Source organism: Bradyrhizobium roseum, assembly GCF_030413175.1.
In the GTDB taxonomy this organism is placed as follows: Bacteria; Pseudomonadota; Alphaproteobacteria; order Rhizobiales; family Xanthobacteraceae; genus Bradyrhizobium; species Bradyrhizobium roseum.
In genome coordinates this window covers 4,803,503-4,821,351 of record NZ_CP129212.1, presented here as the reverse complement: position 1 = coordinate 4,821,351, position 17,849 = coordinate 4,803,503, and the positions used below count along the sequence as shown (strand labels likewise).

General features: G+C 63.4%; 18 protein-coding genes. 17 read left to right on the top strand and 1 reads right to left on the bottom strand.

What is annotated here, in order from left to right:
- Window positions 1-19 precede the first annotated feature (19 nt).
- The 9 genes from QUH67_RS22940 to QUH67_RS22900 are packed head-to-tail and all read left to right on the top strand — an operon-like array spanning window position 20 to window position 8,575.
- Complete coding sequence (locus tag QUH67_RS22940) at window positions 20-391, top strand: TrbC/VirB2 family protein (protein WP_300941473.1); 372 nt, start codon at window positions 20-22, stop codon at window positions 389-391.
- Window positions 391-648 (top strand): VirB3 family type IV secretion system protein, encoded by a 258-nt coding sequence (locus QUH67_RS22935; protein ID WP_300941472.1) that lies wholly within the window; start codon window positions 391-393, stop codon window positions 646-648. The genes QUH67_RS22940 and QUH67_RS22935 overlap by 1 nt, the downstream gene beginning before the upstream one ends.
- Entirely contained in the window at window positions 642-3,227 is a 2,586-nt protein-coding gene (gene trbE / locus QUH67_RS22930) for a conjugal transfer protein TrbE (protein WP_300941470.1), read from the top strand. Before QUH67_RS22935 ends, trbE begins: the two co-directional genes overlap by 7 nt.
- Window positions 3,228-3,275: 48 nt before the next feature.
- The gene (gene trbJ, locus QUH67_RS22925; protein WP_300941468.1) at window positions 3,276-4,028 is read left to right on the top strand and encodes a P-type conjugative transfer protein TrbJ; all 753 of its coding nucleotides are present in this window, start codon (window positions 3,276-3,278) and stop codon (window positions 4,026-4,028) included.
- 11 nt (window positions 4,029-4,039) lie between these two features.
- Complete coding sequence (gene trbL, locus QUH67_RS22920; protein WP_300941467.1) at window positions 4,040-5,215, top strand: P-type conjugative transfer protein TrbL; 1,176 nt, start codon at window positions 4,040-4,042, stop codon at window positions 5,213-5,215.
- Between the two features lie 4 nt (window positions 5,216-5,219).
- A complete protein-coding gene (gene trbF / locus QUH67_RS22915; protein ID WP_300941466.1) occupies window positions 5,220-5,924 on the top strand; it encodes a conjugal transfer protein TrbF in 705 nt (234 codons plus the stop codon).
- A complete protein-coding gene (trbG, locus tag QUH67_RS22910; RefSeq protein WP_300941464.1) occupies window positions 5,921-6,946 on the top strand; it encodes a P-type conjugative transfer protein TrbG in 1,026 nt (341 codons plus the stop codon). Before trbF ends, trbG begins: the two co-directional genes overlap by 4 nt.
- Window positions 6,943-8,217 (top strand): TrbI/VirB10 family protein, encoded by a 1,275-nt coding sequence (locus tag QUH67_RS22905; RefSeq protein WP_300941462.1) that lies wholly within the window; start codon window positions 6,943-6,945, stop codon window positions 8,215-8,217. The genes trbG and QUH67_RS22905 overlap by 4 nt, the downstream gene beginning before the upstream one ends.
- Window positions 8,218-8,221: 4 nt before the next feature.
- Window positions 8,222-8,575 (top strand): DUF2274 domain-containing protein, encoded by a 354-nt coding sequence (locus tag QUH67_RS22900; RefSeq protein WP_300941460.1) that lies wholly within the window; start codon window positions 8,222-8,224, stop codon window positions 8,573-8,575.
- Between the two features lie 320 nt (window positions 8,576-8,895).
- On the opposite strand, the gene QUH67_RS22895 is transcribed toward QUH67_RS22900, so the two are convergent.
- Window positions 8,896-9,792, bottom strand: coding sequence for a LysR substrate-binding domain-containing protein (locus tag QUH67_RS22895; protein ID WP_300941458.1), 897 nt, complete (start codon window positions 9,790-9,792; stop codon window positions 8,896-8,898).
- Window positions 9,793-10,002: 210 nt separating this feature from the next.
- Here QUH67_RS22895 and QUH67_RS22890 point away from each other — a divergent pair, with 210 nt between their 5' ends.
- Genes QUH67_RS22890 through QUH67_RS22855 form a run of 8 tightly spaced genes read left to right on the top strand, consistent with a single transcriptional unit; the run spans window position 10,003 to window position 17,845 of the window.
- Complete coding sequence (locus QUH67_RS22890) at window positions 10,003-11,034, top strand: ABC transporter substrate-binding protein (protein WP_300941457.1); 1,032 nt, start codon at window positions 10,003-10,005, stop codon at window positions 11,032-11,034.
- A gap of 28 nt (window positions 11,035-11,062) precedes the next feature.
- Window positions 11,063-12,106: an ABC transporter ATP-binding protein gene (locus tag QUH67_RS22885; RefSeq protein ID WP_300941456.1), complete on the top strand. Its 1,044-nt coding sequence runs from the start codon at window positions 11,063-11,065 to the stop codon at window positions 12,104-12,106.
- On the top strand, window positions 12,103-13,011 hold the full coding sequence (locus QUH67_RS22880; protein ID WP_300941454.1) for an ABC transporter permease: 909 nt from the start codon (window positions 12,103-12,105) through the stop codon (window positions 13,009-13,011). The genes QUH67_RS22885 and QUH67_RS22880 overlap by 4 nt, the downstream gene beginning before the upstream one ends.
- Window positions 13,008-13,814: an ABC transporter permease gene (locus tag QUH67_RS22875; protein WP_300941452.1), complete on the top strand. Its 807-nt coding sequence runs from the start codon at window positions 13,008-13,010 to the stop codon at window positions 13,812-13,814. Before QUH67_RS22880 ends, QUH67_RS22875 begins: the two co-directional genes overlap by 4 nt.
- A gap of 18 nt (window positions 13,815-13,832) precedes the next feature.
- A complete protein-coding gene (locus QUH67_RS22870) occupies window positions 13,833-14,972 on the top strand; it encodes an NAD(P)/FAD-dependent oxidoreductase (RefSeq protein ID WP_300941450.1) in 1,140 nt (379 codons plus the stop codon).
- A gap of 43 nt (window positions 14,973-15,015) precedes the next feature.
- A complete protein-coding gene (locus QUH67_RS22865) occupies window positions 15,016-15,312 on the top strand; it encodes a (2Fe-2S)-binding protein (protein ID WP_300941448.1) in 297 nt (98 codons plus the stop codon).
- A complete protein-coding gene (locus tag QUH67_RS22860; RefSeq protein ID WP_300941446.1) occupies window positions 15,309-16,727 on the top strand; it encodes an FAD/NAD(P)-dependent oxidoreductase in 1,419 nt (472 codons plus the stop codon). Before QUH67_RS22865 ends, QUH67_RS22860 begins: the two co-directional genes overlap by 4 nt.
- Window positions 16,724-17,845, top strand: coding sequence for an NAD(P)/FAD-dependent oxidoreductase (locus tag QUH67_RS22855; RefSeq protein ID WP_300941445.1), 1,122 nt, complete (start codon window positions 16,724-16,726; stop codon window positions 17,843-17,845). Before QUH67_RS22860 ends, QUH67_RS22855 begins: the two co-directional genes overlap by 4 nt.
- Window positions 17,846-17,849: the final 4 nt, after the last annotated feature.

Below are 17,849 nucleotides of genomic sequence, written 5' to 3'. Positions count from 1 at the left end.
CAGGATCCGGAGAAAGTTCATGACATTCAGACTTCAGGTCTCAGCCACGCTTGGTTGCTCTGGACGGCTTGGCCATGCTGTCCAACCTGTCATCGTCGACTTCGGCGCCGGCGCCATCGTCAGCCTGCTTACGGCATCGACCGCATGGGCGGCGGGCTCTGGCATGCCGTGGGAAGCGCCGCTCGAGCGCATTCTGGAATCCGTGCAAGGGCCGGTCGCCAAGATCGTAGCTGTCATCATCATCACGGTGACGGGGATATCGCTTGCCTTTGGCGATACGTCCGGCGGGTTTCGGAAGATGGTTCAGGTCGTGTTCGGTCTGTCGATCGCCTTTGCGGCCAGCTCGTTCTTTCTGTCGTTCTTCTCGTTCGGCGGTGGAGCGCTGATCTGATGCGGCCCGACGGCTTTGAGCTTGTTCTTCACCGCTCGCTGACCGAGCCGATTTTGATCGGCGGCGCGCCGCGCGCCGCCGCAATCCTGCTTGGCACGATTTCGGCCGTACTTGCCCTCGGCTTGAGGCTCTGGCTCGCGGGCCTGGTGCTCTGGATCGTCGGGCACGGCATCGCAGTTTGGTTAGGCAAGCGCGATCCAGCCTTTGTCGACGTCGCTGTCCGCCACACCAAGCACAAGGGTTGGCTTGCATGCTGAATTTGCGCGAATTCCGCTCCCACGCCCATCGGCTGGCCGACTGGTTGCCCTGGGCCTGTCTCATTGCGCCTGGAATTGTCCTGAACAAGGATGGCAGTTTCCAGCGAACGGTTCGTTACCGCGGTCCAGATCTCGATAGCGCGACCGAAGCGGAATTGATGAGCGCCGTATCCCGCGTCAACAATGTCCTGAAAAGGTTTGGCTCGGGCTGGGCCCTGTTCTTTGATGCCACCCGGGTGCCGGCCTCGGAATATCCGCGGTCGCAATTTCCCGATGCGGTGTCCTGGCTGGTCGACGAGGAGCGACGCGCATCCTTTGAAGGAACAGTCGACGCGGCATGGGACGACCCTTCGCACCACAAAGGCCAACATTTTGAGAGCACCGCGCATCTTACATTCATGTACCTGCCGCCGGTGGAGCGGGTCTCACGGCTGGAAGCTATGTTTCTGGAAAGTCCGGGCAACCAAACGGTCGGCTTGAGCCCGCTGTCTCGCCTATTTGGGAAATGGACCCATCGCTCGCGCCACGGGGCTGATCACAATCTGCCGGGAAGTGATCACTCAAGCGACGGTCAACCGCCGCAACCCGGCGCACGGAAGAGCGGCTACCAGGAGCATCTCCAGCGCTTCATTCAGGAGACCGACAGAGCCGTCGATCTGCTCTCGTCGGTTCTGCCGGAAATTGCCCCGCTCGACGACCAGGACACGCTGACCTATCTGCACAGCTGCGTGTCGACGAAGCGGCATCCCGTCAAAGTTCCGGGAATTCCGGCCTATCTTGACGCATTCCTTTGCGATGAGCCGCTGACCGGCGGTCTCTCGCCAGCGATCGGGCGTAGCCATCTGCGCACCGTAACCGTTCTGGGCTTTCCGGCCGTTACGTTTCCGGGGGTGCTAGACGATTTGAACCGGCTTGGCGTCGCCTATCGGTGGGCCACGCGCTTCCTGCCACTCGACCGTACGCAAGCGCAGGCCGCCCTTTCCCGCTACCGGCGGCAATGGTTCGCCAAGCGCAAATCCTTGGGCGCCATCCTGAAGGAGGTGATGTTCAACGAGCAGGCTGCCTTGCTGGACACGGATGCGGATAACAAGGCAGTGGACGCGGAAGCGGCGCTCCAGGAACTCGGCGATGACCTCGTGGCGTTCGGCTACATCACGACATCAGTCACCGTTCACGATGAAGACTCCTACGCAGCCGACGAAAAGATCCGCGCGGTGGAACGCGTCATCAACAGCCGCGGTTTCACGACCATTCGGGAGAACGTCAACGCGGTGGAAGCCTGGCTCGGCAGCCTGCCCGGGCAGGCCTACGCCAACCTGCGTCAGCCGATTGTCCACACCCTCAACCTGGCTCATATGTGTCCTTTGTCTGCCGTTTGGGCAGGCGAGGCGCGCTGCGAACACTTGGATGGACCGCCGCTTCTCTTGGCCAAGACCAAGGGTGCAACGCCGTTTCGCCTGACACTGCATGTCGGCGATGTCGGCCACAGCCTGATCGTTGGCCCGACGGGTGCGGGTAAATCCGTCCTTCTGTCGGTGCTGGCGCTTCAATTCCGCCGCTACCAAAGATCCCAGCTTGCGATCTTCGACAAGGGTCGCTCGGCTCGCGCGGCGACGCTTGGGCTCGGCGGCGCCTGGTATGAGCTGGGCGTGAAGGGTGGGCTGGCGTTCCAGCCACTCCGGGATGTCGACGACGAGGGAGCGCGGCTCTGGACGCTTGACTGGTTGTGTGGCGTCCTTGCCCATGAACGGGTTCTCATCACGCCCGAGGTCAAGGAGACGATCTGGTCGGCCTTGAAGAGCCTTGGCTCGGCGCCCATTGCCGAGCGCACCATGACCGGCCTGGTGGCGCTGCTGGCACGCGACGCCCTGCGCCAGGCGCTGACGCCTTACACGCTTGAAGGGCCTTACGGACGCTTTCTTGATGCCGACGCGGACAAACTGTCCGGCGCCGATGTGCTGACGTTCGAGATGGAGGAACTGATGGCGCTGCCGGGGCTGGTGGCGCCCGTGCTGACCTATCTGTTTCATGCACTCGAGGCGCGATTTGATGGCCGGCCGACGCTTCTGGTCCTGGATGAGGCGTGGTTGTTCCTGGACGATCCCTTGTTCGCCGATCGCATCCGTGAATGGCTGAAAACGCTCCGCAAGAAGAATGTCGCTGTTGTCTTCGCGACCCAGTCGCTCAGCGACATTGCCGACAGTAAGATCGCGCCGGCGATCATTGAATCCTGCCCAACCCGGATCTTCCTGCCGAACCCCCGGGCGCTTGAGCCCGCCCAGTCGGAAACCTACCGCCGTTTCGGTCTTAACGATGCGCAAGTACGCCTGATCGCTGAAGCCTTCCCGAAGCGGGACTATTACCTGCAATCGCGCGCCGGCAATCGCCTGTTTGAGCTTGGGCTCGGTCCAGTTGCGCTTGCCTTTGCGGCGGCTTCATCGCCCGAAGATCAGCGCCTGATTGAAGCATTATTCGCAAAATTCGGCCCCAGCCAGTTTGCGAAAAGCTACCTCGCTGCCCGCGATCTGCAGTGGGCAGCCAATCTGATCAGCACCTTCGAACAGGTCAGAGACGCGTGATCCCACGCGCTGCCTGCAATCCTTATCCTCAAGTCCGGAGTCCATCTGATGCTGGAAAAGCTGTTCGGCAAAACCGCTCCACGAAAACTGGCGACCAGCGTCGTCGCAATCGGACTGGCACTGATGGTTACGGTGAGTGGGTCACGACGACCCGGAGCGCAGATCGTCGTGTTCGATCCCTCGAACTATAGCCAGAATATTCTGACCGCCGCGCGGGCGTTGGATCAGATCAATAATCAGATCAGGAGCCTCGAAAACGAGGCGCAGATGCTGATCAACGGCGCCAGGAACCTGACGAGCCTGCCAGGCAGCGTCGTCGGCCAACTCACCTCGAAGATTAACGAGATCAACAGCCTGATCGCCCAGGCCAAGGGCATCTCGTTCGACGTTCAGAAAACCCAGGGCGACTTTCAACGGTTTTATCCTCGCCAGTATACCGCCGCCGTGTCTTCAGATCGGATGGTGCAGGACGCAACAGCCCGCTGGGACAACACCTATCAGGCGCTGAAGCAAACGCTGGTGACACAGGCCGCGATTGCCTCCGCGCTGGACCAGGACGGGCAGACGCTCCGGATCCTGATGGCGAATTCTTCGGGCGCCGTCGGGTCGCTGCAGGCCCAGCAGTCCGGCAACGAGTTGCTGGCGCTCCAGGTCAAGCAGTCGTTGCAGGCCCAGGCATTGGTCGCGACCCAAGCCCGGGCCGAAGCCTTGCGAGCGGTTGAGCAGCAGGCTTCAGCGGCGGCCGGGCGCGAACGCTTTACCCGCTTTATCGGAGACGGCCGCGCTTACACCGGACGCTAGAGGAGGGGGCCATGGCGGATCTCGCGGTCATCGACCGTTTCACCGATACGTTCTCGCGCTATATCGATTCCGGGTTCGGAATTCTCGGCGGCGACGTTGCGTTTCTGAGCTCGACGCTGGTTGTCATCGATTTGACGCTTGCCGGCCTTGCGTGGAGCCTGCGCGCCGACGATCACATCATGGTGACGCTTGCCAAGAAGGTGCTTTATGTCGGGGCCTTCGCCTTCATCATTGGCAACTTCAAGTCGCTTGCCGGCATCGTCTTCAGCTCGTTCTCTAGTATCGGGCTGAAAGCAAGCGGCGGGTCGCTGAGCGCGGCGGATCTGATGCGGCCAGGCTTCGTGGCCTCGACGGGATTCACCGCAGCGCATCCGCTGCTGGAGGAAACCGGCCAGTTCTCCGGCTTCGACATGCTGACCAATCTGCCCACGATCCTGATCCTGTTGTTTTGCTGGATCGTTGTCGTCCTCGCATTCTTCGTCCTCTCGGTCCAGTTGTTCGTCACCTTGATCGAGTTCAAGCTGACGACGCTTGCAAGCTTCATCCTGGTGCCGTTTGCGCTCTGGGGGAAGACGTCTTTTCTGGCGGAAAAGACGCTCGGCAATGTGATTGCATCCGGCGTCAAGGTGATGGTGCTTGCGATCATCATCGGCATCGGATCGACCATCTTCGGCGAGCTTTCCACGACGCTGACCCGGCCGGTCGATATTGTTTCCGCCATGAGCCTGCTGCTCGCCGCGCTTTCCTTGTTCGGGCTCGGCATCTTTGGGCCAGGCATTGCCGCAGGTCTGGTGTCGGGCGCGCCTCAACTTGGGGCGGGTGCAGCTGCCGGCACAGTGGCGGGGGCCGCAGCGGTCGCGATCGGTGGCGGTGCGCTGGCGCTCGGCGGTTTGCGGATGGCGGCGGGCGGATCAATGGGCGCGCTGCGTTCCGCGGCTTCGCTTGCCGGCACGTCGGCAAGTGGGGCTGGTTCGGTGGCAGATGCCGCCCGCCAGGGTTCTCAGCCAGCGAATTCGGGCGGGCCGGGCGGTGACGGCTCCGCCTCAACCAGTGGAAGGCCGTCGGGTCTTGCTAGCCAGTTCCGGCGGGCGCAGCACGTCAAGGAAGCGGCGCGAGTCGTCAGCCAGAGCCTGAAAGAAGGTGACAAAGGCAGCCAGTCCTCCGGTCCCAAGCTGAGAGGGGACTGACAGCATGGCGTTCCACCCCTTCCAGCGTCCGTCCGTGCGCTACGGCAATACGCCGGAACCTGTTACGCCCTACCAGAAGGCGCAGCAGGTCTGGGACGAGCGGATGGGCTCGGCCCGCGTCCAGGCCAGCAACTGGCGGCTTGCTGCGCTGGCGGCCACGGCGCTTTCAACGGTGTTGGGTCTCACGCTGTCGGCGTTGATCGGCCGGTCCAGCGTCGTGCCGTACGTGGTCGAGGTTGATCGCCTCGGCGAGGTGCGCGCGGTTGGTCCGGCATTCGAGACCTACCGGCCGTCCGATGCGCAGATCGCGCACTTCCTGGCGCGCTTCATCGAAAACGTCCGCTCGCTGTCGATCGACCCGGTCATCGTGCGAATGAACTGGCTTCGGGCGTATGACTTTGTCACCGATCGCGGCGCACAGGCGCTCAACGAGTATGCCCGCGAAACCGACCCCTTCACCAAGATCGGGACCAAAACCGCGACCGCCGACGTGATCTCGGTCGTCCGTGCATCCGGCGATAGTTTCGAGATTCGCTGGATGGAGAGCTCTTACGAGAACGGCGCGGTGACAAAGACCGAGCGTTTCACCGGCGTCGTGACGGTCATCCTGAAACCTCCAACCAGCGCCGAGACGTTGCGGAAAAATCCGCTCGGTCTCTACGTTCATTCCCTCAACTGGTCGCGCGACCTGATCGGAGAAGCAAAATGATGTCTTTTGCCAAAAAGAGCCGCGCGTCGGTGAGCATCTTCGCGGTGGCGATTGCGCTTGGGGGCTGCGCCACAAAATTGAATCTCGAGGCGCCGTACGACGAGTTGAGCTTCGAGAAGGCTCTTCCGGAGACTGATCCGCCGGCGCCGGTTCAGGTTGTCGAGGTATCCAAGGTGTTGCCGCTACCTGGCCAACTCAAGCCTTGGCCGACCAAAGGCAAGAAAGGCGAGAAGGTTCCGCCGGAGCAAGCCATTTCGACGGCCAACAAGGCTGCGCGGATCGAACCAACCCGGGCAGGCTATATCAATGCCATTCAGGTCTATCCTTGGACCGAAGGTGCACTCTATCGGCTCTACGCCAGCCCGGAAAAGGTCTCCACCATCGTGCTGCAGCCAGCCGAAGAGCTGATCGACGTTTCGACCGGCGACACCGTGCGGTGGGTCATCGCTGACACCATCAGCGGGCAGGGGAGCACACGGCGCGTTCATATCCTGGTCAAGCCGACGCTGCCGGATATTCAGACCAATCTTGTGGTCCTGACCGACCGGCGCGCCTACCACCTCGAACTAGTCTCCACCAAACAAACCTACATGGCCTCGATCTCCTGGACCTATCCGACCGATAGCCTGGTCGCGATTCACAAGCAAAACCAGGCGGCGCAGGAAGCCACGGAACGTGTCGCTGATCGCGGTGTGCGGCTGGACAGCTTGAACTTCCGCTATCGCATCGAGGGGGACGATCCGCCGTGGCGGCCGCTTCGTGCCTTCGACGATGGCCACAAGGTTTTCATTCAGATGCCGTCGGGTCTCTCGCAGGGCGAAGCGCCGCCGCTGTTCGTCGCCGGCGCCGATGGCCGGCCCAACCTTGTCAATTATCGCGTGCGAGGTTCCTACTACATTGTCGACCGGATGTTCGGCGCCGCCGAGCTTCGCCTTGGCGAGAATCCCCAGCGCACGGTCCGGATTATCCGCACCGATGCGCGCCCGGTCTCACAGATCTTCAGCACCGGGGGCGCCTCGTGACCGAGGATTCCGATAAGGTGCCACCGGAACGGCTGGAATTGCGGGCACGGCCGCGGCCGATCCGCCGTCTCAACAAGCGTACCCTCATGATTGGCTGCGCGGTCGCCGCGTTGTTCGTCGCGGGGGCGACGATCATCGCGCTCAGTCCGCCCCGGATGTTCAAACCCACTGAGCGAACCGAATTGTACAATACCGAGCGCAAGCAGACGGCTGACGGGCTCGCCAAGCTGCCCAAGTCCTACCAGGACTTGCCGCCGAAGCTGGGCCCACCGTCGCCCGGCGATATCGGTCGCGCTTTCGCCGAGAGTGAGAAGAAAATAGGAGGAGGTCCGCCTGAAACTCCGTTCCAGGCTGATCCGGAACGGGATGTTGAGCGGGCAGAGCGCATCCGTCAGGCCCGTATTGCGCAACAGGCCAAGGAGTCGGGCCTGCTGTTTCGGCTGTCCGACAAGCAGGACCGGCGCAAACAGCCGGTGGATGGGGTCACAGCCAATGAACCGCCTTCGGCATTCCGTCCGGCACAGGCCGATAACACTTCCACGACGGCTGATCTCCTAGCGAAGGCTCAAGGCTTGAACGATCGCTCCAGTGAAATCATTCCATCGTCCCAGGCGCGCAAGCTCGCTTTCGTTGGCTCCAAAGCCGACAAGGAAACGACCAATCCGCACGCACTGGCGGCTGCGCCGTCGCCCTATGCAATCATGGCGGGATCGATCATTCCGGCCAGCCTTATCACTGGGTTAAATTCCGATCTGCCGGGATCGACGATCGCGCAGGTAACGGAAAACGTCTACGATACCGTGACCGGCGAGCATCTCCTCCTCCCACAGGGGACGCGGCTCTTCGGAAAATACGACAGCGTCGTGGCTTTCGGCCAGAAGCGAGCGCTTGTGGTTTGGACACGACTAATCCTGCCGAATGGCAATTCGATCGTCATCGAGAATCTGCCGGCGACAGACGTCGCGGGATACGCTGGTCTGGAGGACGAGGTTGATTTCCATACCTGGCAGTTGCTCAAGGGGATTGGCCTGGCAACACTGATTGGTGTGGGGACCCAGCTGTCGTTCGGCAACGACGAAAGCGATTTGGTCAAGGCGCTGCGCGAAAGCGTTCAACAGACGACCAATAGAGCGGGTCAGCGGCTCATCGAGCGTCAACTCGACGTACAGCCTACCATCACAGTGCGGCCCGGCTGGCCGCTGCGTGTGATTGTTTCCAAGGATTTGGTGATGAAGCCGTACGAGATGGAAACGGCCCGCAAGGCAAAGTGATTGGATGAGACTGTGGAAACTTCCGGATCGGACGCCGGTCAAACTTACGACGACGCTTCCGCCTCAACTGGAGGCGCGGCTTCGCGAGTACGCAGATTTTTACGCTGAAACCTATGGCGTTCGGGAAGAGGTAGCCGATCTCGTACCGTTTATGCTGGAGGCAATTCTAGACGGCGATGCGGATTTCCGGCGAGTCCGCCGGGCAAACGGAGTGAGGGACTCGTCCGATGCTGCTCCTCGGAATCCTGAGGACCGGCGCACCCGCAAAGGGCAGGGCCAGGCTGAGCAGAGTCCTCACCAAAGGCAAGCGAACAATTTGGCAGCGGTGCCAGTGATGAATGCCCAAACAACCAACTAATCGTTTGGTTGGGGGGAGAGGGCAGAGCCGGAGGTACCCGTCAATTATATTAGGAGCCCTTCGAGTAGCTGGCCATCCTATCAATGGCCTCTCTGACAAGGACGGCCGCCCACTGATATCATCAAGGAACTCAGGCCCGAGATTGCGCGCGCTTTAAATTCTCCGGAGGTGGGAGCGCGCCCCCCTCGACTTTGATGTTGGCGTCGACCATGCGGTGACGCCAGCAGGCGCAAAGTTGTTTCTCGAAACTGAACTGCGTCCACCGATAAAATCATTCAGGAACTCGGCACCTAGGGGAAAAAGAAGATGATCCATCTAGTCTAATGACCGTCGGATAGCGCCTGCCGCACGACCTCGACCAAATCCAATGCCACAGGCGAGGGACTGCGCTGCGGTGGAAAAACGGCGGCGAATTCGAAATCGATCCGCGGCAGGAAAGGGCGCGCCACGACGCCACGGCCCTCGAACTCCTGCGCCGTAAAGGGATCGCAGATCGCCACGCCGAGTCCGGATGACACCAATCCGCACATGATTTCGGATAGGCTGGTCTCGACCCGAAGCACCCGGCGGACGTCGTCGCGGTTGAATGCCTGGTCGATCAGATGCCGGCCGGTCGATCCCGCCGTCAGCGACACGAAGGTCTCTCCTTCGAAATCGCGCGGCTGCAGCATTGCTTTGGCGGCCAGCCGGTGTCCGGCGGGCAGGATTGCTACGCGCGCGGGCGCCGGCAGCCGAACGCTCGGCAGGCCCGCATGGGCGATCGGCACTTCCGCGAAGCCGATGTCACATTGGTTGTTCAACACCCAGTCGACCACAATCGGCGAGATCACGCCAAAGAACGATAGATTGAGGTTCGGCCGCTCCATCAGGAATCGCCCGGAGAGCCTCGGCAGGTAGCCGTTGGACAGCGCCGGCAGGGCTGCTATCCGCAGCGTTCCTGTCCGGCGGCTGCGGATTTCTTCGGCTGCCGCTGTGATCCGTTCGAGACCGACGAAGGACCGCTCGACCTCCATGTAGAGTGCCATCGCGGCAGCCATCGGCACCAGTCCGGTGCCGCGCTTTTCGAACAGCTCCATTTTCAGCAGCGCCTGGAAGTCGCGCAGCAATCGGCTTACGGCCGGTTGCGTCACCGCCATCAACTTTGCCGCTTCCGTCACGCTACCAGTCAGCATCATCGCGCGGAAGGCTTCGACCTGCCGCGAATTGATCCGTGCCATCACTGCTCCATCCATAACATTCCAGCATGAAGACGGTGCCATTATTAATTGGACGACGAAAGCGGGTACTGCGATCTTTTTCATCAAGGTTAGGGACAGCCGGTTTTCTAGGCAGCGGCGATCCGGGCGCCCCAAAAGGGGTTCGGGCCGGTCAAAATGGGGATGCGCTCCGGGTGCTTACCTCGCAAACGACGTTGGAGATCGATCCAAATGAAGCAACCCGGCCTTGTGGCGGCATTCATCGCGACGCTCACCTTAGCGCCGTCGGCGGCGTTGGCGCAGCAGAAGACGCTCTATGTGGCCGGTTACGGCGGCTCCTTTGAGAAGACGATCCGCGACGCGGTGATCCCGGCTTTTGAGCAGGCCAACGGCGTCAAGGTCGAATACGTCGCCGGCAACTCGACGGATACGCTGGCCAAGCTGCAGGCGCAGAAGGGCAACCAGCAGATCGACGTTGCCATCGTCGACGATGGTCCGATGTACCAGGCCATACAGCTCGGCTTCTGCGGCAAGGTCGATGGCCTGCCCGTCGATCTTTATGATGCCGCGCGTTTCAAGGATGATCGAGCGGTCGCAATCGGCATCGTCGCCACCGGCTTGATGTACAACACCAAGGTCTTTGCCGAGAAGGGCTGGGCGCCGCCGACTTCCTGGAACGATCTCAAGGATCCGAAGTACCAGAAGCAGCTCGTCATCCCGCCGATCAACAACACCTACGGCCTGGAAGCCCTGCTGATGCTCGCCAGGATGAACGGCGGCAGCGAGGCCAATGTCGATGCCGGCTTCAAGATCTTCAAGGAACAGATCAATCCCAACGTGCTGGCCTATGAACCCTCGCCGGGCAAGATGACCGAGCTGTTCCAGTCCGGCCAGGCGGTGCTGGCCGTCTGGGGCACGGGCCGCGTGCAGAGCTTCGCCAACACCGGCTTTCCCGTCGACTTCGTTTATCCCAAGGAAGGCGCGGCTACGCTGCTGACGACGGCCTGTCCGATCGCCAAGCCCAACGCTTCGCCGCTCGCATCGAGCTTCGTCAAGATGCTGCTCGAGCCGAAGATCCAGCTCGTGATGCTGAAGGATTATGGCTACGGCCCGGTGCTGAAATCCCTCGTGGTCCCGCCGGAGCTTGGCAAGATGGCGCCGATCGGCGAGCGCGCCGCAAAACTCTATTCGCCCGACTGGGCTGTCATCAACGAGAAGCGCGAAGAGTGGACCAAGCGCTGGAATCGCGAGGTCGAGCGCTGAGCTGATCGCAGCACGGGAGCAATACGCCATGGCCCATCTCGAGCTCGATCGCGTCAGCAAGCAGTTCGCGGCGCAGACCGTCGTCGACGACTTCAGCCTTGCGGTAGGCAAGGGGGAGTTCGTCTCCTTTCTCGGTCCCTCGGGCTGCGGCAAGACCACGACCTTACAGATGATCGCGGGTTTTCTCGATCCCTCGGGCGGTGCGATCCGTCTCGAGGGACGCGACCTGACCGCGGTGCATCCGGCCAAGCGCGGGCTCGGCGTCGTATTTCAGAGCTATGCGCTGTTCCCGCATATGACGGCGGCCGAGAACGTCGCCTTCGGCCTCGAGATGCGGCGCGTGCCGCGGGCCGAGTGCCGCGAGCGCGTGCGTGCCACGCTGGCGATGGTCGGGCTCGCCGGTTACGAGGACCGCTATCCGCGCCGGATGTCCGGTGGCCAGCAGCAGCGCGTGGCGCTCGCCCGCGCGCTGGTGATCCGGCCGAGCGTGCTGTTGCTCGATGAGCCGCTCTCGAATCTGGATGCCAAGCTGCGCGAGGACATGCAGATCGAGCTGCGCCAGATCCAGCGCACCATCGGCACCACCACGATTTTGGTCACGCACGATCAGAACGAGGCGATGTCGCTGTCCGACCGGATCGTGGTCATGAGCCAGGGCCGCATCGAGCAGATCGGCACACCGCAGGAGACCTATGAGCGGCCGGCTTCCGCTTTCGTGTCCCAGTTTCTGGGCAAGACCAACGATTTCGCTGCGACGATCGCTCCGACGGCCGCTCCGGCGCGGCTCGTCGCCGGCTCCTGGAGTGCGCCCGCGCCGATAGGTGTCGTCGGTCCCGTGACGATCAGCATCCGCCCCGAGCGGATCGGCTTCGGCGACGCGGGGCTCGCGGCGAAGATCGTGACCCGCATCTTCCAGGGCAATCACTGGCTATTTCAGTGCGAGAGCGAATGTGGCTCCGTAATTGTGATCCGCCAAAACGACGGCCAGCCGCAGCCCGCCGAGGGCGAGGCTGTTCGACTGGACTGGCGGCCGGAAGACATGAGCCTGCGTGGCGCAGGGGGTGGCGCATGAGCGCGGCCGTCGACACGGCACCGGCGAACACGGCACCGGCGTCGGACACACGCGATGCGCACACGGCATGGGCGCTCACCGCGCCGGCGCTGATGCTGTTCGTCGGCGTGCTGATGATCCCGCTTGCCATGACGGTGATGCTCTCGTTCCACGACTGGGGGCAATACAAAGGCATCGAGCCGGTCTTCATCCTGAAGAACTGGCACGAGGTCGCGACCGATCCGTATTATGCCGAGATGTTCTGGCGGACCTTCCGCATCGCACTGCTGACGACGCTGATCACCGCTTTGTTCGGCGCGCCGGAGGCCTATATTCTCAATCGCATGAGCGGACGCTGGAAGAGCTTCTTCGTGCTCGTGATCCTCGGCCCGTTGCTGATCTCGGTGGTGGCGCGCACGCTAGGCTGGGCGCTTCTGTTCGGCGGCAACAATGGCCTCGTCAACAAACTCCTGATGTCGCTTGGGCTGATCGGCTCGCCGCTGCCCTTCATGTTCACCGAAACCGGCATGGTCGTCGCACTGGCGCATGTGATGATGCCGTTCATGGTGCTGTCGGTCTGGGCCGCGCTGCAGCGCGTCGACCCGCAAATCGAGAATGCGGCGTTGTCGCTCGGCGCCGGTCCGCTGACGATCATCCGCCGCATCGTGCTGCCGCAGATCATGCCGGGCGTGTTGTCGGGCGCGATCATCGTGTTCTCGCTGTCCGCCAGCGCCTTTGCGACGCCCGCCATCATCGGCGGCCGACGGCTCAAGGTCGCGGCGACGCTCGCCTATGACGAGTTTCTCAATACGCTGAACTGGCCGCTGGGCGCGGCCGTCGCGGTGCTGCTTCTGGCGGCGCTGGTGCTGATCGTCGTCGGCAGCAACGCGCTGATCGAGCGACGCTATGCCGAGGTGTTCCGATGAGGACGAACGGCCCGCTCGCGCTCATCTTTCATACGATCTTCGTCGTCGTCATGCTGGCGCCGATCGTGGTGGTGTGCCTCGTCGCTTTCACGCCCGAGGGCTACCTCTCGGCGCCCACCACCAGTTTCTCGCTGCGCTGGTTCAGGGCGATCGCGGCTTATCCCGAGTTCGTCCATGCCTTCTGGGTCAGCCTCGGGTTAGGTGCGCTGTCCTCGTTGGTGGCGCTGCTGTTTGCGGTGCCGGCGGCGCTTGCTATCGCCCGTTATCATTTTCGGGGCCGCGAGGCCCTCGCAGCGCTCTTCCTCTCGCCGCTGATGATCCCGCATGTGGTGCTGGGGATCGCCTTCCTGCGCTTCTTCACCGCGATCGGCATGGGCGGCAGTTTCACAGGGTTGCTGGTCGCTCATGTGGTGGTGGTGTTCCCGTTCGTACTCCGGCTGACGCTGGCCGCGGCAACCGGCATGGACCGCTCGATCGAGATGGCCGCGGTTTCGCTCGGCGCCGGCAGCTGGACGTTGTTCCGGCGCGTGACCTTGCCGCTGATCCTGCCGGGCGTCATCAGCGGCTGGGCGCTGGCCTTCATTCAGTCCTTTGACGATCTGACCATGACCGTCTTCCTGGCCACGCCCGGCACCGAGACGCTGCCCGTTCGCATGTTTCTCTACATCCAGGACAACATCGATCCGCTGGTGACCTCCGTCTCGGCCAGCGTGATCGCGATCACCATGACCGCCCTGATGCTGCTCGACCGCTTCTATGGGCTCGACCGCGTGCTCGCCGGCAAGAGCGATCCGGGACGTTAGGGGAACCCAAGGAAAACCATGTCAAAGGATTATGACGTCGCCATCGTGGGCGGCGGCCTGCTCGGCTCCGCTATCGCCTGGGGGCTCGGCCGGCTCGGCAAGACGGTCGTCGTTCTCGACGAGGGCGACATTGCCAAGCGCGCCTCGCGGGCAAACTTCGCGCTGGTCTGGGTGCAGAGCAAGGGGCTCGGCATGCCGGCCTACACCGGCTGGACAATGCGGGCGTCCGAAACCTGGGGTAAGCTTGCCGCCGAATTGAAGGATCAGACCGGGCTCGACGTCGCCCTGCAGCAGAACGGCGGCTTTCACCTGACCCTCGGGGAGGGCGAGTTCGCGCAGCGCGCCCAGCTCGTCACGCGCATGCACAACCAGGTGGGCGCGGCCGACTACAGGATGGAAATGCTGTCGGCGCCGGAGGTGAAGAAGATGCTCCCGCTGGTCGGCCCTGAGGTCTCCGGCGGCAGCTTCTGTCCGCTGGACGGGCACGTGAATTCGCTGCGCACCTTCCGCGCCTTCCACACCGGACTGAAGCTGTTCGGCGTCGACTATTTCCCGGAGCGGCCGGTCTCGGCGATTGGCCGGAGCGGCGGCGAGTTCCGGCTGTCGACATCGCAGGGCGAGATCCGCGCCGGCAAGGTCGTGCTCTCCGCCGGCAACGCCAACCAGTCGCTCGCACCGATGGTCGGCCTGTCGGCGCCGATGGGCCCGACCCGCGGCCAGATCGTGGTGACCGAGCGCACCGTGCCGTTCCTGCCGCATCCCTTGACCACCATTCGCCAGACCGACGAGGGCACCGTGATGATAGGCGACAGCAAGGAAGATCAGCTCGACGATCGCACGCTGAACCATTCGGTCAGCGCCGTGATGGCGGATCGGGCGCAGCGCATGTTCCCGCATCTGGCCCGCCTCAACGTCGTGCGGACCTGGTCCGGTATCCGCGTGATGCCGCAGGATGGATTTCCGATCTACGATCAGTCGGAGAGCGAGCCGGGTGCTTTCGTCACCTGCTGTCATTCCGGCGTGACGCTCGCTTCCAACCACGCCTTCGATATTGCCCGGATGGTGGCGGCGGGCGCGCTCGAACCGGAACTCGTCGGCGCGTTCTCGGCCCGCCGCTTCGACACCAACCATGCGGCGACGAGCAGCGGCTACTACTGACATCGAGGCCCGAGTGGGCGAAGAAGGGGCCAAGAGACATCCAATGTTCAAGCGAACCGATCAGGACAGCAGACAATCCGTGCACATCGTCGTGGACGGGGCCGCCGTCGAGGCGCGCGAGGGCGATACGGTTTCCGCAGCCCTGCTCGCCTCCGGCCGTGACGTTCGCCGCGCGACCGCGGTAAGCGGTGCGCCGCGCCTGCCCTATTGCATGATGGGGGTGTGCTTCGACTGCCTCGTCACCATCGATGGCGTCGGCAATCGTCAAGGCTGCCTGGTGCCTGTCGCCGAGGGCATGCAGATCGAAATTCAGAAGGGCAAGCGGGAGATCGGCCAATGAACGCGACCCCCAGGCGTGACAGCTATGACGTCGTCGTCGTCGGGGCAGGGCCTGCCGGGCTCGCCGCCGCTGCGATCGCGGCCGAGGCTGGTCTCTCGACGCTGCTGCTTGATGAGAATGCCGGTCCCGGCGGTCAGGTCTGGCGCGCTATCGACTCGACTCCGGTGACGGAACGAAATCGCCTCGGTGTCGACTATTGGGCGGGTGCGGACCTCGTCCAGGCGATGCGATCGAGCGGCGCCGAGATCATCCAGCGCGCGACGGTCTGGAGCCTTGACCGCAATCGCGAAGTCGGTATCTCCGTGGGCGGCGTCTCCGCCTTCGTCAAGGCGCGTCGTGTGATTCTGGCCACGGGTGCGCTCGAGCGGCCGTTTCCGATTCCCGGCTGGACCCTTCCGGGGGTAATGACCGCAGGCGCCGCGCAGACGATGCTGAAGTCCTCAGCGCTCGTGCCGGACGGGCCCACGGTGATCGCAGGCCAGGGACCGCTGCTGTGGCTGCTGGCGGCGCAGATCCTGCGCCTTGGCGGTCGCATCGACCGCATCCTCGATACGACGGAACGTCGAAACTATCTTGCCGCGCTGCCTCACGCCTTCGCCTTCATGACGTCGCCCTACTTCGCAAAGGGCCTCGCCTTGATGAAGGAGGTGAGGGCGAAAGTGCCTGTGGTGACCGGCGTGAGCGAACTCGCTGCGGCCGGCGACGGCCAACTCGCAACCGTAACTTATACGTCCGGCGGCCGACGCGAGACGATCCCGGTTCAGCTATTGCTGCTGCATCAGGGCGTGGTGCCCAACGTCAATCTCGCCATGGCGGCTGGGATCGAGCATCGCTGGGACGACCCGCAGCTCTGCTGGTCGCCGGTGCTCGACCACGACGGCAACACATCGGTCGAAGGCATCGCCATCGCCGGCGATGGCGCCGGGATCGGCGGCGCGGGAGCCGCCATTGTTCGCGGCCGTATCGCCGCGAGAGCTGCGGCGGAAGCGCTGGCACCTGCGGTTGCTGCCAAGCTCGCACCGATGGCAACCTTCAGGGTATCGCTGGCCAGGGCCGAGCGCGGCCGCACCTTCCTCGACACGTTGTTCCGTCCCGGCCGGCAGTTTCGCATCCCCTCGGGCGACACCATCGTCTGCCGCTGCGAAGAGGTATCGGCCAAGGACGTTCTCGACGCCGTCGCGATCGGTGCGACCGGTCCCAACCAGCTCAAGGCCTATCGCCGCACCGGCATGGGCCCTTGCCAGGGTCGGCTTTGCGGTCTGACCGTCACTGAATTGATGGCGCAAGCCCGTGGCAAGACTCCCCAGGAGATCGGTTATTTCCGGCTGCGCGCGCCGGTGAAGCCGATCACGCTCGCGGAACTGGCGGCGGGGCCGAAGACGGAGACCGACGTCCAGGCCGTGGTGCGCGGATGACGAAGCTCGCGGATGCCATCATCGTCGGTGGCGGCATCCACGGATGCTCGACCGCGCTTCACATGTGCCTCGCGGGCATGAAGCCGGTGCTGATCGAGAAGGACTATGCCGGCCGCCACGCCTCAGGCGTGAATGCCGGCGGCGTCCGCCAGCTCGCAAGGCATGTCGCGGAGATCCCGCTCTCGATCCGCGCGATGGGAATTTGGGAGCGGATTGAAGCGCTGGTCGACGATACCTGCGGCTTCGAAAGCCATGGTCAGGTGCTGGTCGCCGAGAACGACGCCGAATTCGATGCATGCCGCGCGCGCGTCGCCGAGCTGAACGCGCTCGGCTTCACCCATGAGGAGCTGATCGACGGCCCGGAACTGCGGCGGCTGGTGCCGGCGGTGTCCGAGAGCTGCCCGGGCGGCGTGGTGTCGCGACGCGATGGCGCCGCCGATCCGGCCCGAACCACCACCGCGATTCGCCGCAAGGCAGGAGCGCTCGGCGCAACCGTTCGTGAGGGCATGGCTGCGACCAACATTCGAAAAGAAGACGGGCAGTGGCGGGTGGATGTCGGCGCCGATACCTATGCGGCGCCGGTGCTCGTCAATGCCGCCGGCGCCTGGGCCGGCCGTATTGCCGCAGATCTTGGCGAACCGGTGCCGGTTGAAACCGTGGCGCCGATGCTGATGATCACCTCCCGCGTGCCGCACTTCATCGATCCCGTCGTGATCCTGCGGGGCCGTAAACTCTCCTTCAAGCAGTTCGCCAACGGCACGGTGCTGATCGGTGGCGGCCATCTGGCGACGCCGGACCAGGACCGCAACGAGACCGTGCTGGACTGGCGCAGCCTCGCCATCAGCGCGCGCACCGTGTTCGAGCTATTTCCTGTGATGCGCAGCGCCACCATCGTCCGCGCCTGGGCCGGTATCGAGGCGCGGACGCGCGATGATCTGCCCGTGCTAGGCCCCAGCGCCCGCCACGCGGGGCTCTTTCACCAGTTCGGCTTTTCGCTGCATGGCTTCCAGCTCGGCCCCGGCGCCGGCGCCGTGATGATGGAACTGATCGCCAACGGTGGCACGCAGACACGGATCGGCGATCTCGGCATCGACCGCTTTCATCCTTCCACCCCCTAGAATC

Excerpts from the sequence above, each read along its gene's own strand:
- trbE (WP_300941470.1), top strand. The coding sequence starts at position 642 with ATGCTGAATTTGCGCGAATTCCGCTCCCACGCCCATCGGCTGGCCGAC.
- QUH67_RS22935 (WP_300941472.1), top strand. The coding sequence starts at position 391 with ATGCGGCCCGACGGCTTTGAGCTTGTTCTTCACCGCTCGCTGACCGAG.
- QUH67_RS22870 (WP_300941450.1), top strand. The coding sequence starts at position 13,833 with ATGTCAAAGGATTATGACGTCGCCATCGTGGGCGGCGGCCTGCTCGGC.
- QUH67_RS22880 (WP_300941454.1), top strand. The coding sequence starts at position 12,103 with ATGAGCGCGGCCGTCGACACGGCACCGGCGAACACGGCACCGGCGTCG.
- QUH67_RS22855 (WP_300941445.1), top strand. The coding sequence starts at position 16,724 with ATGACGAAGCTCGCGGATGCCATCATCGTCGGTGGCGGCATCCACGGA.
- trbJ (WP_300941468.1), top strand. The coding sequence starts at position 3,276 with ATGCTGGAAAAGCTGTTCGGCAAAACCGCTCCACGAAAACTGGCGACC.
- QUH67_RS22890 (WP_300941457.1), top strand. The coding sequence starts at position 10,003 with ATGAAGCAACCCGGCCTTGTGGCGGCATTCATCGCGACGCTCACCTTA.
- trbL (WP_300941467.1), top strand. The coding sequence starts at position 4,040 with ATGGCGGATCTCGCGGTCATCGACCGTTTCACCGATACGTTCTCGCGC.
- trbG (WP_300941464.1), top strand. The coding sequence starts at position 5,921 with ATGATGTCTTTTGCCAAAAAGAGCCGCGCGTCGGTGAGCATCTTCGCG.
- QUH67_RS22875 (WP_300941452.1), top strand. The coding sequence starts at position 13,008 with ATGAGGACGAACGGCCCGCTCGCGCTCATCTTTCATACGATCTTCGTC.
- QUH67_RS22895 (WP_300941458.1), bottom strand. The coding sequence starts at position 9,792 with ATGGCACGGATCAATTCGCGGCAGGTCGAAGCCTTCCGCGCGATGATG.
- QUH67_RS22885 (WP_300941456.1), top strand. The coding sequence starts at position 11,063 with ATGGCCCATCTCGAGCTCGATCGCGTCAGCAAGCAGTTCGCGGCGCAG.
- QUH67_RS22865 (WP_300941448.1), top strand. The coding sequence starts at position 15,016 with ATGTTCAAGCGAACCGATCAGGACAGCAGACAATCCGTGCACATCGTC.
- QUH67_RS22900 (WP_300941460.1), top strand. The coding sequence starts at position 8,222 with ATGAGACTGTGGAAACTTCCGGATCGGACGCCGGTCAAACTTACGACG.
- trbF (WP_300941466.1), top strand. The coding sequence starts at position 5,220 with ATGGCGTTCCACCCCTTCCAGCGTCCGTCCGTGCGCTACGGCAATACG.
- QUH67_RS22860 (WP_300941446.1), top strand. The coding sequence starts at position 15,309 with ATGAACGCGACCCCCAGGCGTGACAGCTATGACGTCGTCGTCGTCGGG.
- QUH67_RS22940 (WP_300941473.1), top strand. The coding sequence starts at position 20 with ATGACATTCAGACTTCAGGTCTCAGCCACGCTTGGTTGCTCTGGACGG.